Genomic DNA, 13250 nt, shown 5'->3' with positions numbered 1-13250 from the left:
GTCAATGCGAATGGCCGTGCGAGTGGTCGTGGCCATGATCGTGGTCGTGCGCCTCAGGGTCGTGCGCGCCCGTGTAAGCATCCGGATGCAGCACCGGCCCGACCGGCGCCGCGCCATGCGAATGGCCGTGCCCGCCGCCCTGCGCGCCATAGGCGCCACCTTCGGGCTCGAAGGCCTCCTCGGCTTCGCGCACGATCAGATGCATGGAGCGCAGCATGCCCGCCAGCACATGGTCGGGCTCGATCTTCAGGTGGTCGGGCTTGAGTTCGATCGGCACGTGCCGGTTGCCCAGGTGGTAGGCCGCGCGCATCAGGTCGAAGGGCGTTCCGTGCTCGCTGCAATGCGTGATGACCAGCACCGGCTGGGGCGCCGCGATCACCTTGATGAGCGAGCCGTCCTCGGCCACGAGAACGTCGCCGCCGCGCACCGCGGTGCCGCGCGGCAGGAACACGCCGATCTGGCGGCCCTGCGAGTCGGTGGTGTCGAAGCGGCTCTTCTGGCGCACGTCCCAGTCGAGTTCGACCGTGGCCGCGCGCTTGAGCAGGACGGGCGCGAGGCCGCCGCCCTGGGGCATGAGTTTGTTGGCTGTGAGCATGGGCACGATGAGAACTTGATGCGGCGACTGAACGTCGATAATAACAAGCGTTATAACTTTGGGGATGGCAATGTCGGCACTCAAACTCACTCAGATCGGCAATTCCGTCGGCGTCATCCTGCCCAAGGAAGTGCTGGCACGCTTGAAGGTCGAGAAGGGCGACACGCTTTTCCTGACCGAAGCTGCAAACGGCGTGACATTGACTCCCTACGACCCCGACATGGAAGAGCAGTTGAGATTCGGACGCGAGTTCATGCGTGAGTTTCGGAACACCTTCCACCAACTTGCCAAATGAGCGAATGGCGCTGGATCGACCGTCGCTCTTTGGTTCTGCTGCATGACGAGAGCCTTGCCGAGCACGGTGGCGCGCCTGGCTTGCGTGATGACGGCTTGCTTCAGTCTGCGCTGGCGCGACCTCTGGATCTCGTGGCCTGCGGTACTCCCGATCTCGCCGATCTGGCTGCGGCCCATGGCATCGGTCTTGCCAAGAATCATCCCTTCATCGACGGCAACGAGCGCGTTGCATTCCTTGCCGTGGGCTTGTTTGCCGCACTGAACGGATGGCGCCTGGTTGCCACGCAGGCGGAGGCCGCATTGGCGATGTTCGACGTCGCTGCGGGCGCCATCGACGAGCAAGGCTTTGCCGCGTGGATTCGAGAGCATCTTCAGCGGCGCGCGGGCTGACCGGTCCTAGAACAGGAAGTACCGCTGCGTCATCGGCAGCGACACCGCCGGGTCGCAAGTCAGCAGCTGCCCGTCCGCGCGCACCGCGTAGGTCTGCGCATCGATCTCCATCTTCGGCGTGTACGCGTTGTGCACCATGTGCTCCTTGCGCACGCCGCGCACGTTCTTCACCGCACTGAGGTTCTTGGCGAGGCCATAGCGCCTGCCGATGTCCGCAGCGATGCCCGCCTGTGAGACGAAGGTGAGCGAACTCTTCGCGAGCGAGCCGCCATAGGCGCCGAACATCGGCCGGTAGTGCACCGGCTGCGGCGTGGGGATCGACGCGTTCGGGTCGCCCATCGCGGCCATCGCGATGGTGCCGCCCTTGATGATGGTGAAGGGCTTCACGCCGAAGAAGGCCGGTTTCCACACCACCAGGTCGGCCCACTTGCCGACCTCGATGCTGCCCACCTCGTGCGCGATGCCGTGCGCGAGGGCGGGGTTGATCGTGTACTTGGCGACGTAGCGCCTGGCGCGGAAGTTGTCATTGCGCTCGTTGTCCTCGGGCAGCTTGCCGCGCTGGCCCTTCATCTTGTGCGCCGTCTGCCAGCAGCGGATGATGATCTCGCCCACGCGGCCCATGGCCTGGCTGTCGGAGCTGAACATGCTGATGGCGCCCAGGTCGTGCAGGATGTCCTCGGCCGCGATGGTCTCCTTGCGGATGCGGCTCTCGGCGAAGGCCAGGTCCTCGGGAATGCCGGCGTCCAGGTGATGGCACACCATGAGCATGTCGACGTGCTCGTCGAGGGTGTTGACGGTGTAGGGCATCGTCGGATTGGTCGAGGAGGGCAGGAAGTTCGCCTCGCCCACCACGCGCAGGATGTCCGGCGCGTGGCCGCCGCCCGCGCCCTCGGTATGGAAGGCGCAGATCGAACGGCCCTTCACCGCCGCGATCGTGTTCTCGACGAAGCCCGATTCGTTGAGCGTGTCGGAGTGGATCGCGACCTGCGTGTGGGTCGCGTCGGCCACGTCCAGGCAGTTGCTGATCGCCGAGGGCGTCGTGCCCCAGTCCTCGTGCAGCTTCAGGCCGATCACGCCCGCATCGATCTGCTCGTGCAGCGCGGCGGGCAGGCTCGCGTTGCCTTTGCCGAGAAAGCCGAGGTTCATCGGGAAGGCGTCGGCCGCCTGCAGCATGCGCTCGATGTGCCATGGCCCCGGCGTGGCAGTGGTTGCGAAGGTGCCGGTGGCCGGGCCGGTGCCGCCGCCCAGCATGGTGGTGACGCCGGAGGACAGCGCCTCTTCGATCTGCTGCGGGCAGATGAAGTGGATGTGGCTGTCGATGCCGCCGGCCGTGACGATGTTGCCTTCGCAGCTGATGATCTCGGTGCCCGGGCCGATGACGATGTCCACGCCCGGCTGCACGTCCGGGTTGCCGGCCTTGCCGATCGCGACGATGCGCCCGCCCTTGAGGCCGATGTCGGCCTTGACGATGCCCCAGTGGTCGAGGATCAGCGCGTTGGTCATCACGGTGTCGACCGCGCCCTCGGCGCGCGTGCGCTGCGATTGCGCCATGCCGTCGCGGATGGTCTTGCCGCCGCCGAACTTCACCTCTTCGCCGTAGCCGCCGGCGCGCAGCGTGTAGTCGTCCTCGACCTCGATCACCAGATCGGTGTCGGCGAGGCGGATGCGGTCGCCCACGGTGGGGCCGAAGATTTCGGCGTAGGCGCGCCGGGCGATCGTTGCCATCAGAGTTTTCCTTGAACGAGGCCGCGAAAGCCGTAGACGATGCGGTGGCCGGCGAAGTCGACGAGTTCGACCGTGCGTTGCTGGCCGGGCTCGAAGCGCACCGCGCTGCCCGAGGCGATGTTCAGCCGCATGCCGCGCGCGGCTTCGCGGTCGAAGCCCAGGGCGCCGTTGGTTTCGGCGAAGTGGTAGTGCGAGCCGACCTGGATCGGCCGGTCGGCGGTGTTGCGCACCACCATCGTGATCGCGCGCCGGCCGGGGTTGAGGACGTGCTCGCCCTCATCGGTGAAGAGTTCGCCGGGAATCATGCGAGCCCGCCCAGCAGTGCGATGCCGAACACCGCCACCGCCGCGCCCGCGACGCGCGGCACCCAGCGGTTGGCGTGGCGCAGCGACCAGCCGATGGCGACGCCGGCCGCATGCAGCAGCGCGGTGGCGCAGAGCATGCCGGCCAGCGTGAGCGCGGCGCCGGATTCGCTTGCCAGTTCCTGGCCGTGCGCGGCGCCGTGGAACACGGCGAATACGCCGACCAGCGAGGCGGCTGCCCCTGCGGGCAGGCGCCGTTGCGTGATCACCAGCAGGCCCAGCACCAGCAGCGAGGCTGCGATCATCGGTTCCACGGCGGGCAGTTGCAGGCCCGCCAGTCCCGCCAGTGCGCCGGCCAGCAGCATCACGGCGAAGCCCAGCGGTGCCCACAGCAGATCGGGCCATGCCCGGCGCGCGCTGAGCGCGCTCCACAGCCCGACCGCCACCATCGCGGCCAGGTGGTCCGCGCCCGTGAGCGGGTGCAGGAAGCCGGAGACAAAGCCATGGTGCATGCCCCCGTCGACGCCGGTATGGGCCGAGGCGACCAGTGGCAATGCGCCGGCGATCAGCGCGGCAAGGCCAAAACGACGGTTGCGCATAAAAAACACTCCAATGAAAACGGGAATCTCAGAACCAGGAACACCGCGGAACCGGCTCTGCCGGGCCGCCGGTGTTGCCCCCGGTGAGGGGGAAGGCGAAGCGACACGAAGTGCGCGAAGCCTGGGGGTGAGCTTCATACTATCGGCTGATGGACCGTGACCAGCTTGGTGCCGTCCGGAAAGGTCGCCTCGACCTGGATATCCGGGATCATCTCGGCGATCCCGTCCATCACGTCGGCACGCGTGAGCACGCTGCGGCCCTCGCTCATCAGGGCGGCGACGCTCTTGCCGTCGCGCGCGCCTTCCATGACCGCGGCCGAGATCAGCGCCACGGCCTCGGGGTAGTTGAGCTTCAGGCCGCGGGCGCGGCGCCGTTCGGCCAGCAGGGCCGCCGTGAAGATCAGCAGCTTGTCTTTTTCGCGCGGTGTCAGTTCCATGGGAGCGGTGGTTGGCGTCGGAAGCGGGCCATTATGGGCAAGCCCGCGTCTTTGCAACAGTCGTGCCGCCACTGCCCGCCGGCGGCCAGTGGCACGAAAACTGCACCGTAAAGGTGTGGAGCCCACCCCCGTCAATCCCGTCCCGACCGACGAAGCGCCGCAGCGCATCGTCAAGGTCCGGCGCGACTACAACAGCTGGGTGGCGAGCGAAACGCTCGAGGACTATGCGCTGCGCTACACGCCGCAGCGCTTTCGCCGCATGTCCGAATGGCGCGTGGCCAACACCGCCTTCGGCGGCGCCGCCTCCTTCCTGATCCTGGAAGCGGTCGGCGCGACCCTGCTGGTGCAGTACGGCTTCGTGAACGCCTTCTGGGCCGTGCTGATGACGGGGCTCATCATCTTCCTGGCCGGGTTGCCCATCAGCGTCTACGCGGCGCGCTACGGCGTCGACATGGACCTGCTCACGCGCGGCGCCGGGTTCGGCTACATCGGCTCGACGCTGACCTCGCTGATCTACGCGTCCTTCACCTTCATCTTCTTCGCGCTCGAGGCCGCCGTGATGGCCTACGCGCTCGACCTCGTCCTGGGCATCCCGCCGGTCTGGGGCTATCTGGTGTGCGCCCTGGTGGTGATCCCGCTGGTGACGCACGGCGTGTCCGCCATCAGCAGGCTCCAGATGTGGACCCAGCCGATCTGGCTCGTGATGCTGGTCGTGCCCTTCTGCTTTGTCCTCTCGCGCGATCCCGGTGCGTTCGCCGGCATCACGCACTACAACGGGGTGAGGGCCGACTCCCCGGGCTTCGATCTGCACCTCTTCGGTGCCGCGCTGACCGTCGGCATCGCGCTCATCACCCAGATGGGGGAGCAGGCCGACTACCTGCGCTTCATGCCGGTCCGCAGCTCGGCCAACCGCGTGCGCTGGTGGGCCGGCGTGCTGGCCGGCGGCCCAGGCTGGGTCGTGCTCGGCGTGCTCAAGATGCTGGGCGGTGCATTGCTGGCCTACCTCGCGATCAGCCACATGGTGCCGCCCGAACGCGCGGTCGACCCGAACCAGATGTACCTGGCCGCCTACGAGTACGTGTTCCCCAACTACGGCTGGGCGGTCGCGTCGGTCGCCTTCTTCGTCGTCCTCTCGCAGCTCAAGATCAACGTCACCAACGCCTACGCGGGCTCGCTCGCATGGAGCAACTTCTTTTCTCGTGTCACCCACAGCCACCCGGGCCGGGTGGTGTGGGTGGTGTTCAATGCGCTCATCGCCTTCATGCTGATGGAGATGAACGTGTTCGAGGCGCTGGGCGATGTGCTCGGGCTCTACGCCAACATCGCCATCGCCTGGATGATGGCGGTGGTGGCCGACCTGGTCATCAACAAGCCGCTCGGCCTTTCGCCGCCGGGCATCGAGTTCAAGCGCGCGCACCTGTGGGACATCAACCCCGTCGGCGTCGGCGCGATGGCACTGGCATCTGTGTTGTCGATCACGGCGCACCTGGGCTTCTTCGGGCCGCTGGCGCAGGCCTTCTCCTCCCTCATCGCGCTGGGCACCGCCTTCGTCACCGCGCCGCTGATCGCATGGGCCACGCGCGGCAAGTACTACATCGCCCGCGTCTCGGACGAGGGCGGCGCCGCGTCCTTCGCGCCGGCGGCCGGCCGCGCGGCGGTGCGCTGGGCTCGCGTCGAATCCGAGGCCGGCGGCTACCGAAGGCTGACAACGCAGCGCTGCGTGATCTGCGAGCGCGAATACGAGGGGCCGGACATGGCCCACTGCCCCGCCTACCAGGGCGCCATCTGCTCGCTGTGCTGCACGCTCGACGCGCGCTGCGGCGACCTGTGCAAGCCACGGGCGAGCCTCTCGGCCCAGTGGTCGGGCGCCCTGCGCTGGCTGCTGCCGCGGCGCGTCTGGCCCTACCTCGACACCGGCCTCGGCCATTTCCTGCTGCTGATGCTGATCGTGGTGCCCCTGCTGGCCGCCGTCTTCGGCGTGCTGTACCAGCAGGAACTGCGCGGACTCGGCGAGAACGTGCTCGGCGAGGCGCAGCAGGCCGAACTGCTGCAGGCCGCGTCGCTGCGCTCGGGTTTCCTGAAGGCCTACATGGCGCTGCTGCTCATCGCCGGCATCGTCGCCTGGTGGCTGGTGCTGGCGCACCAGAGCCGCAAGGTTGCGCAGGAAGAGTCGAACCGCCAGACCCACCTGCTGGTGCGCGAGATCGAGCTGCACCGCGAGACCGACCGCGCACTGCAGGCCGCCACGCTGACCGCCGACCAGGCCCGCGCCATTGCCGAGCGCGCCAAGCTCGCGGCCGATCAGGCCAACCAGGCCAAGAGCCGCTACATCAGCGCCATCAGCCACGAGCTGCGCACGCCGCTCAACAGCATCCTCGGCTATGCGCAGCTCATGGGCGAAGACGCGGCCGTGCCCCCGCATCGGCAGCAGGCGGTCGCGGTCATCAAGCGCGGCGGCGAGCACCTGCTGTCGCTGATCGAGGGAACGCTCGACATCGCGCACATCGAGGCCGGCAAGCTCACCCTCCATGCCAGGCCCATGCGATTCGCCGAACTGATGAGCGAGCTGGCCGACATGTTCGAGCTGCAGGCGGCGGAGAAGGGCCTGGCCTTTCGCTTCGAGCCCAGCGGCACGCTGCCCGAGCTGGTGCGCGCCGACGAGAAGCGCGTGCGGCAGATTCTCATCAACCTGCTGGGCAATGCCATCAAGTTCACCGCCGGCGGCCATGTCGCGCTGCGCCTGCGCTATGCGCGCGAATTCGCGGCGATCGAGATCGAGGACACCGGGCCGGGCATGTCGCCCGAGGACCTGAGCCGCATCTTCGAGCCCTTCGCGCGCGGCGCCGTCGCGGGGCCGTCCGCGCCCGGCGCGGGCCTGGGCCTGACCATCGCGAAGATGCTGGTCGACCTGATGGGCGGCGAGATGACCGTGGAAAGCACGCCGGGCGTGGGCTCGCTCTTTCGCGTGCGGATGTTCCTGCCGCATGTGCACGAGGGCGCTGGCGCCGGGCGGCGCGCGTCTTCGGCGCCCGCGCCGGCAGCGCGCGTGCGGCGCGGCTACGAAGGCGCGCGCCGGCGTGTGCTGGTGGTCGACAACGAAGAGGCCGACCGCGAGCTGCTCAGCCACGTGCTCGCGCCCCTGGGCTTCGAACTGCGCACGGCCGCCAGCGGCCACGACGCGCTCGACCTGATCGCCGCCGGCTGGTGGCCCGATGCGATGTTCGTCGATCTCGCGATGCCGGGCATCGACGGATGGGAAACCATCCGCCGCTCGCGCGGGCTCGGGCTCGCGGATGCGGTGGTCGCCATCGTTTCGGCCAATGCCTTCGACAAGCGCCTGGAGAACGACGCCGGCATCACGCCGGAGGATTTCTTCGTCAAGCCGGTGCGCCACAGCGAATTGCTCGACTGGCTCGAACGCAGGCTGGCACTCCAGTGGACCGACAGCGCACCGGCGCCGGCCCCCACGCCCGCCCGGCCCGCGCCGGTGATGCCCGCGCCGCACCGGCTGCACGCGCTGGAGGAAGCCGTGAGCCTGGGTTACTTTCGCGGCATCATGAACCAGCTCGACGACATCGATGCGGCCCAGCCCGAGTGCGCGGCGTGGACCGCGGCCCAGCGCGCGCTCGCGCGCCAGTTCCAGTTCGAGGCGATGAGCCGGCTGATGACGGCGGAGGGCGCGCGATGAGCGACATCACCGGCCATGGAACGCGTGCCCTCGCGAGCAACAGCGACCTGGTCCTGATCGTCGACGACGTCCCCGACAACCTCGCCGTGCTGCATGACGCCCTCGACGAATCAGGCTATACCGTGCTGGTGGCGACCAGCGGCGAGCAGGCGCTGCAGCGCGCCGTCCAGGCCAGGCCCGACATCATCCTGCTCGACGCCATGATGCCGGGCATCGACGGCTTCGAGGTGGCGCGCCGGCTCAAGGCCGATGTGGCGACCGCGCACATCCCCATCGTCTTCATGACCGGGCTCACCGAAACCGAGCACCTGGTCGCCGCGCTGGAGGCGGGCGGCGTCGACTACGTCACCAAGCCGATCAAGCCAAAGGAAGTGCTGGCGCGCATGAACGTCCACCTCCAGGGCGCGCGCCGCGCCCGGCAGGCGGCGCAGCAGGCCGGCCAGGCGCGCAACGCGCTCGATGCCTTCGGCTATGCGAGCTTCATGGTGCGCATGCCCGAGGGCAGGGTCATCTGGCAGACCGTCCTGGCGCGCGAGCTGTTGCGGCGCTATTGCGGCACCAGCGCGCCCGCCACGCCGCCGCAGGTCCTCGAATGGCTGCAGCGCCACCTGCCCGATGCGCGTCAGCGCCAGATCGAGCCGCCCGCGCTGTCCATCGCGCAGGGCACCACCAGCCTCAACCTGCGGCTGCATCAGCAGACCGGCCATGACGACGAAGGCGACGACTGGCTGATCATCATGCGCGAGGTCTCGGACACCGCCGTGATCGAAGCGATGAGCCTGAGCCTGAAGCTCACCGCGCGCGAAGCCGAGGTGCTCTATTGGGTGGTCAAGGGAAAGACCAACAAGGACATCGGCGAGATCCTCGGCAGCAGCCCGGCGACCGCCAAGAAACATCTCGAGCGCGTGTACGTGAAGCTCGGTGTCGAGACACGGACTGCGGCGGCGGGCGTGGCAATGAAACGCATTCGCGAGTTGCAGCCGCAATTCGAGATATGAAGTGGCGAAATCAAGTCGAATTGACTTCTGCGCCTTCTAGAATGCGCCGCGATGATGCGTCGCACCCTGATCCTTCCGCTCTGTCTGAGCGCGGCTACCGCCCAGGCGGCCGGGCATTTCGACGTCGACGACGCAGGGATGCTCGATCCGGGTCGTTGCCAGGTCGAATTGTGGGCCGGTCGGTTCCGCGACACGAAGACCACCGTGTGGCATGTGGGTCCTGGATGCCGGGTGGGTCCCGTCGAACTGGATCTGAATATCGACGGTGTCTCCGTGGCGGGATTCGACACGCACTCGGTGGGACCTCAACTCAAGTGGACCTTTCTCGGGCAGGCAGCGGACGCGCCACTCAGTGCCGCCATCTCGACGGGCCTGACATTCAATATGCCGCGTCGCGGCGGCGGCATGGGTGGGCAGTTTGTCGTGCCCGTCACGTGGCACGCGGCCGAGAGCCTGCAGATCCACGTCAATCTCGGTGCTGATTGGCCGGCCGTCGCCGACGGCACGCGAAGCGCGCGCAAGGGAATTGCCGGCGAGTGGGCACTGAATGACACGGTGTCATTGATTGCGGAGCGCAACCGGGCTTTCGGGGCATGGACTTCTCGCGCGGGTGCGCGCATCAGCTTGACGCCCATGACCAGCATCGATATCAGTGCTTCGCRCACCGGCGTCGACAGAGTGCGCGGCGTGCTGATCGGCGTGAATCGGGAGTTCGGGCGATAGGCGTTCTCCACGGAGTCCGGCCGCCATTCGAATTGCCGGCCGCGGCGGACATTGATCCGATTCGCTGAAATAGCATTGGCATTGCGCCTTCGCGCGCACTCGATTTGTCTGCATTGCGAATGCGCTGATATCGCGCTCTGGCACGACTGCGCAAGTCAGGACATTCTCTGACTCGATTCTCAATTGGATTAAGCTACAAGCCTTCAACGAATTCAAGCGAGGAACTTCATGACGCAAAGCTACAGCCAGATACAGAAGCAGATCGAAGTATTGCAGCGCCAGGCCGACAAGTTGCGCGACAAGGAAATTCAGGGCGTGGTTGCCCGAATCAAGACAGCGATCACGCATTACGGCCTGAGCGCGGAACAATTGGGCTTTGGAACTCGCTCCACCTCGGCAAGGAAGGCGAGGACCGCTTCGATCGGCGCCTCGAACGCCGCCGCCAAGTACGGCGACGGAGAAGGCAATTACTGGTCGGGCCGCGGACCCCGCCCGCATTGGCTCAGGGACGCGTTGAACGCCGGCAGGACACTCGAGGAGTTCGCCATCTCGTCGGCATCGGCCGGCGCACCGCCGAAGAAGACGAAGAATGGTTCAAAGAAGAGGCGCGCATCGAGCGTGCTCTATCGCGATGAAGCGGGTCACTCCTGGACGGGCCGCGGACCCCGGCCCGGATGGCTGAAGGACGCGCTCGCCGCGGGCAAGACTTTGGAAGATCTCGCGCATTGAGTCCGCGCGGCTGCCCTGCCTGAATTGCGCAAGGCATCCGTCTCTTTCATTGCATCACGGGCCTGACTCGGCCCCTTCGAGCAGAAATCGAACGCGGCGCACGCCCTGCCATTCGTCGGCATCCAGGCGAAACGCGATGAGCACCCGGGGCGGCAGAGGCTCGGTGTGGCCGAACCACATGCCGTCCACCGGCTTTCCCTGATGCCGCAGCTTCAGCGCGAGATGTTTTTCTCCCACGAGCCGCTGTGAAAGAACCTCCACCTCCTCGCTGAAGGTCGGCGGCGCGAAGCCCTGGCCCCAGACCTCCCGATGCAGCGTGTCGACCAGGTCGACGCGCAGGTATTCGGGCGCGAGCGGGCCATCCGTATCGAGCCGGCGCGTCAGCGTCGCGGCATCCAGCCATTCCTGCGCAACTTCGGCGAGCGCCTTCTCGAACGTGGGGAATTGTTCGCGGGCCACGGTGCAACCCGCGGCCATCGCATGCCCGCCGAAGCGCAGCAGCACGCCCGGGTGACGCTTGGCGACGAGATCGAGCGCGTCGCGCAGGTGAAAGCCGGGAATCGAGCGCCCGGACCCCTTCAATTCGTTCTCCTTGCCGGCCGCCCCGCTCGCGGCGAAGACGAAGGTCGGGCGGTGGAAGCGGTCCTTGATGCGCGACGCGACGATACCCACCACGCCTTCGTGAAAGTCCGCGCCGAACACGCTGATCGCGGCGGGCGCGGCCTGGCTCGCGTCGAGCAGCGACTCGGCCAGCAGCAGCGCCTGCTCGCGCATGCCGCCTTCGATGTCGCGCCGTTCACGGTTGATGCCGTCCAGCGTGCGCGCGAGTTCGTCGGCGCGCCCGGCGTCATCAGTCAGCAGGCACTCGATGCCGAGCGTCATGTCGGCGAGGCGGCCGGCGGCGTTGATGCGCGGGCCGAGCGCGAAGCCGAAGTCGAAGGTGGTGGCGGCCGCCGCGTTGCGCCCCGCGGCCTTGAAGAGCGCCGTGATGCCGGCGGGCAGTGCGCCGGCGCGGATGCGGCGCAGGCCCTGGGCGACGAGACGGCGGTTGTTGGCGTCGAGCCGAACCACGTCGGCCACGGTGCCCAGCGCGACCAGCGGCAGCAGGACGTCGAGCTTCGGCTGGGTGGCCATGTCGAACAGGCCCCGTGCGCGCAGTTGCGAACGCAGCGCCAGCAGCACGTAGAACATCACGCCGACACCCGCGATGCTCTTGCTTTCGAAGGCGCAGCCCGGCTGATTGGGATTCACCAGCACGTCCGCCGCCGGCAGTTCGAGACCCGGCAGGTGATGGTCGGTCACCAGCACCGACAGCCCGCGCGCCTTGGCGGCGGCCACGCCTTCGACGCTCGCGATGCCGTTGTCGACGGTGATGAGCAGCTCGGCCCCGCTGTCGGCGACACGCTCGGCGATCGGCGGCGTGAGGCCATAGCCGTCGACCACGCGATCGGGCACGAGGTATTCCACATGCCTGGCGCCGAGAAGGCGCAGGCCGCGCACCGCCACCGCGCAGGCCGTTGCGCCGTCGCAGTCGTAGTCGGCGACGATGCAGATGCGCTTGTCGGCGCGAATGGCATCGGCCAGCAGCACGGCCGCCTCCTGCGTGCCGCGCAGCGTGGCCGGCGGCAGCAATCTCGACAGGCCGTCGTCGAGCTCATCCTTGCCTCGCACGCCGCGCGCCGCGTAGAGCCTGGCCAGCAGCGGGTGCACGCCCGCCTGCTCGAGCGCCCAGGCGCTGCGCGGGGGGATGTCGCGGGCAACGATCTTCATCACAGCGCCTCCAGCGCGGTGGCCGCTGCGGGTCGTTTGAACAAGGCCTTGGCCCAACGCGCGAAGCCTCGCTGCCGCACGCCGAAGCGCCGCACGCCGCGATCGCCGCACAGCGTGAGCGACACATCGGCGCCGCGCGCGCAGTCGGCCAGCAGCTCGGCCACGGGGCCCGCGTCAAGCGCCTGCCAGGCCGCGGCCCAGGCGGCCCCATCGTCGCGCAGGGCCGGTGCGCGCAGTGCGTCGGCGACGGTGGGCTCGGGCCCGGCCACGCCGTCCGGCGCCGCGAGCGAGGCCGGCAGGCTGCCCGTGCCGCTGAGCCAGAAGGAGTTGATGGGCGGCACGCCGCGCGCCGTGCGCTCGTCGTTGACGCGCTCGGTGTAGAGCAGCATCTGCATTTCGTTCTGCAGCCGGCGAAGGGCCCGGGCGTCGTCGGAGAGGGGCGACCATTGCGAGATCGGGTAGCCGATCGCGCGGTCGATCGAGGCCGTCGCCAGGCCGTCGAAGACCTTGCCGTGCGCGAGCCAGCGGCCCGGCGTCGCGGTGGCGTGCAGGGCGATGCCGTCCTCCTCGAAGAAGGGTTGGGCGACGGCGAGCAGGGCGGCGGACTCGGCCGCGTCGATCTCGATGGCGGCCGGGTCGCCCAGCACCACGTCGTCGATGCCGACCTGCCAGTTGCACAGCGTCGCCAGGCCCCAGCTTTCGCCGGGCCCGGTCGGAGCCAGGCCGGCCCGCCGAGCCTCGAGCGCCGCCCAGGGAATGCGGCCGTCGGCCGCCGCGATGCCCAGCGCTTCGGCCAGCGCCCGTTCGTGCGGTGGCGAGCGTGTGTTGTCTTCCTGGGTGTCTTCATGCACCAGCGCGAGTCGGGACAGGAGGGCTTCGAGCTTCGGAAGCCGAAGTCCGGCCGTCGCGGCCAGACACGCCGGGGAGCCTCGGCCGGCAAAAGGAATGAGCAAATGGCGGGCAGTAGGCAGGGCTGGCATGGGGCCTATTGTCCGGGATG

The 13250-nt window shown here is 68.3% G+C and carries 13 protein-coding genes; 6 read left to right on the top strand and 7 right to left on the bottom strand.

All coding sequences use genetic code 11. The annotated features are described in order from the left end of the window. Position 1: 1 nt before the first annotated feature. Positions 2-595, bottom strand: coding sequence for an urease accessory protein UreE (gene ureE / locus AC1DNF_RS05600; RefSeq protein WP_478147563.1), 594 nt, complete (start codon positions 593-595; stop codon positions 2-4). Between the two features lie 70 nt (positions 596-665). On the opposite strand from ureE, the gene AC1DNF_RS05595 reads away from it, so the two are divergent. Both AC1DNF_RS05595 and AC1DNF_RS05590 read left to right on the top strand, forming a co-directional pair. Then, the gene (locus AC1DNF_RS05595; RefSeq protein WP_478147562.1) at positions 666-890 is read left to right on the top strand and encodes an AbrB/MazE/SpoVT family DNA-binding domain-containing protein; all 225 of its coding nucleotides are present in this window, start codon (positions 666-668) and stop codon (positions 888-890) included. Further along, positions 887-1279, top strand: coding sequence for a type II toxin-antitoxin system death-on-curing family toxin (locus AC1DNF_RS05590; protein ID WP_478147561.1), 393 nt, complete (start codon positions 887-889; stop codon positions 1277-1279). The genes AC1DNF_RS05595 and AC1DNF_RS05590 overlap by 4 nt, the downstream gene beginning before the upstream one ends. Before the next feature lie 6 nt (positions 1280-1285). On the opposite strand, the gene ureC is transcribed toward AC1DNF_RS05590, so the two are convergent. From ureC to AC1DNF_RS05570, 4 genes are all read right to left on the bottom strand, one after another. Then, entirely contained in the window at positions 1286-3004 is a 1719-nt protein-coding gene (ureC, locus tag AC1DNF_RS05585; RefSeq protein ID WP_478147560.1) for an urease subunit alpha, read from the bottom strand. Further along, entirely contained in the window at positions 3004-3309 is a 306-nt protein-coding gene (locus AC1DNF_RS05580; protein WP_478147559.1) for an urease subunit beta, read from the bottom strand. Before AC1DNF_RS05580 ends, ureC begins: the two co-directional genes overlap by 1 nt. Next, positions 3306-3905, bottom strand: coding sequence for a HupE/UreJ family protein (locus AC1DNF_RS05575; protein WP_478147558.1), 600 nt, complete (start codon positions 3903-3905; stop codon positions 3306-3308). The genes AC1DNF_RS05580 and AC1DNF_RS05575 overlap by 4 nt, the downstream gene beginning before the upstream one ends. A 134-nt stretch (positions 3906-4039) precedes the next feature. Then, entirely contained in the window at positions 4040-4342 is a 303-nt protein-coding gene (locus tag AC1DNF_RS05570; RefSeq protein ID WP_478147557.1) for an urease subunit gamma, read from the bottom strand. Positions 4343-4442: 100 nt separating this feature from the next. On the opposite strand from AC1DNF_RS05570, the gene AC1DNF_RS05565 reads away from it, so the two are divergent. From AC1DNF_RS05565 to AC1DNF_RS05550, 4 genes are all read left to right on the top strand, one after another. Beyond that, positions 4443-8030, top strand: coding sequence for a hybrid sensor histidine kinase/response regulator (locus tag AC1DNF_RS05565; protein WP_478147783.1), 3588 nt, complete (start codon positions 4443-4445; stop codon positions 8028-8030). Continuing rightward, the gene (locus tag AC1DNF_RS05560) at positions 8027-9028 is read left to right on the top strand and encodes a response regulator (RefSeq protein WP_478147556.1); all 1002 of its coding nucleotides are present in this window, start codon (positions 8027-8029) and stop codon (positions 9026-9028) included. The genes AC1DNF_RS05565 and AC1DNF_RS05560 overlap by 4 nt, the downstream gene beginning before the upstream one ends. Before the next feature lie 51 nt (positions 9029-9079). After that, positions 9080-9751: a hypothetical protein gene (locus AC1DNF_RS05555; RefSeq protein ID WP_478147555.1), complete on the top strand. Its 672-nt coding sequence runs from the start codon at positions 9080-9082 to the stop codon at positions 9749-9751. 228 nt (positions 9752-9979) lie between these two features. Beyond that, positions 9980-10480 (top strand): H-NS family nucleoid-associated regulatory protein, encoded by a 501-nt coding sequence (locus AC1DNF_RS05550; RefSeq protein WP_478147554.1) that lies wholly within the window; start codon positions 9980-9982, stop codon positions 10478-10480. A 54-nt stretch (positions 10481-10534) separates the two neighbouring features. On the opposite strand, the gene recJ is transcribed toward AC1DNF_RS05550, so the two are convergent. Both recJ and AC1DNF_RS05540 read right to left on the bottom strand, forming a co-directional pair. Next, the gene (gene recJ, locus AC1DNF_RS05545) at positions 10535-12250 is read right to left on the bottom strand and encodes a single-stranded-DNA-specific exonuclease RecJ (protein ID WP_478147553.1); all 1716 of its coding nucleotides are present in this window, start codon (positions 12248-12250) and stop codon (positions 10535-10537) included. Then, positions 12250-13230: a hypothetical protein gene (locus AC1DNF_RS05540; RefSeq protein ID WP_478147552.1), complete on the bottom strand. Its 981-nt coding sequence runs from the start codon at positions 13228-13230 to the stop codon at positions 12250-12252. The genes recJ and AC1DNF_RS05540 overlap by 1 nt, the downstream gene beginning before the upstream one ends. Positions 13231-13250: the final 20 nt, after the last annotated feature.

The sequence above is a fragment of the Variovorax sp. 01T432 genome (assembly GCF_056398605.1).
Note: the sequence above shows the minus strand (reverse complement) of the source record. Positions and strands in the feature narration are given on the sequence as shown.

Excerpts from the sequence above, each read along its gene's own strand:
- AC1DNF_RS05570 (WP_478147557.1), bottom strand. The coding sequence starts at position 4,342 with ATGGAACTGACACCGCGCGAAAAAGACAAGCTGCTGATCTTCACGGCG.
- AC1DNF_RS05540 (WP_478147552.1), bottom strand. The coding sequence starts at position 13,230 with ATGCCAGCCCTGCCTACTGCCCGCCATTTGCTCATTCCTTTTGCCGGC.
- AC1DNF_RS05560 (WP_478147556.1), top strand. The coding sequence starts at position 8,027 with ATGAGCGACATCACCGGCCATGGAACGCGTGCCCTCGCGAGCAACAGC.
- AC1DNF_RS05575 (WP_478147558.1), bottom strand. The coding sequence starts at position 3,905 with ATGCGCAACCGTCGTTTTGGCCTTGCCGCGCTGATCGCCGGCGCATTG.
- recJ (WP_478147553.1), bottom strand. The coding sequence starts at position 12,250 with ATGAAGATCGTTGCCCGCGACATCCCCCCGCGCAGCGCCTGGGCGCTC.
- ureE (WP_478147563.1), bottom strand. The coding sequence starts at position 595 with ATGCTCACAGCCAACAAACTCATGCCCCAGGGCGGCGGCCTCGCGCCC.
- ureC (WP_478147560.1), bottom strand. The coding sequence starts at position 3,004 with ATGGCAACGATCGCCCGGCGCGCCTACGCCGAAATCTTCGGCCCCACC.
- AC1DNF_RS05580 (WP_478147559.1), bottom strand. The coding sequence starts at position 3,309 with ATGATTCCCGGCGAACTCTTCACCGATGAGGGCGAGCACGTCCTCAAC.
- AC1DNF_RS05590 (WP_478147561.1), top strand. The coding sequence starts at position 887 with ATGAGCGAATGGCGCTGGATCGACCGTCGCTCTTTGGTTCTGCTGCAT.
- AC1DNF_RS05595 (WP_478147562.1), top strand. The coding sequence starts at position 666 with ATGTCGGCACTCAAACTCACTCAGATCGGCAATTCCGTCGGCGTCATC.
- AC1DNF_RS05550 (WP_478147554.1), top strand. The coding sequence starts at position 9,980 with ATGACGCAAAGCTACAGCCAGATACAGAAGCAGATCGAAGTATTGCAG.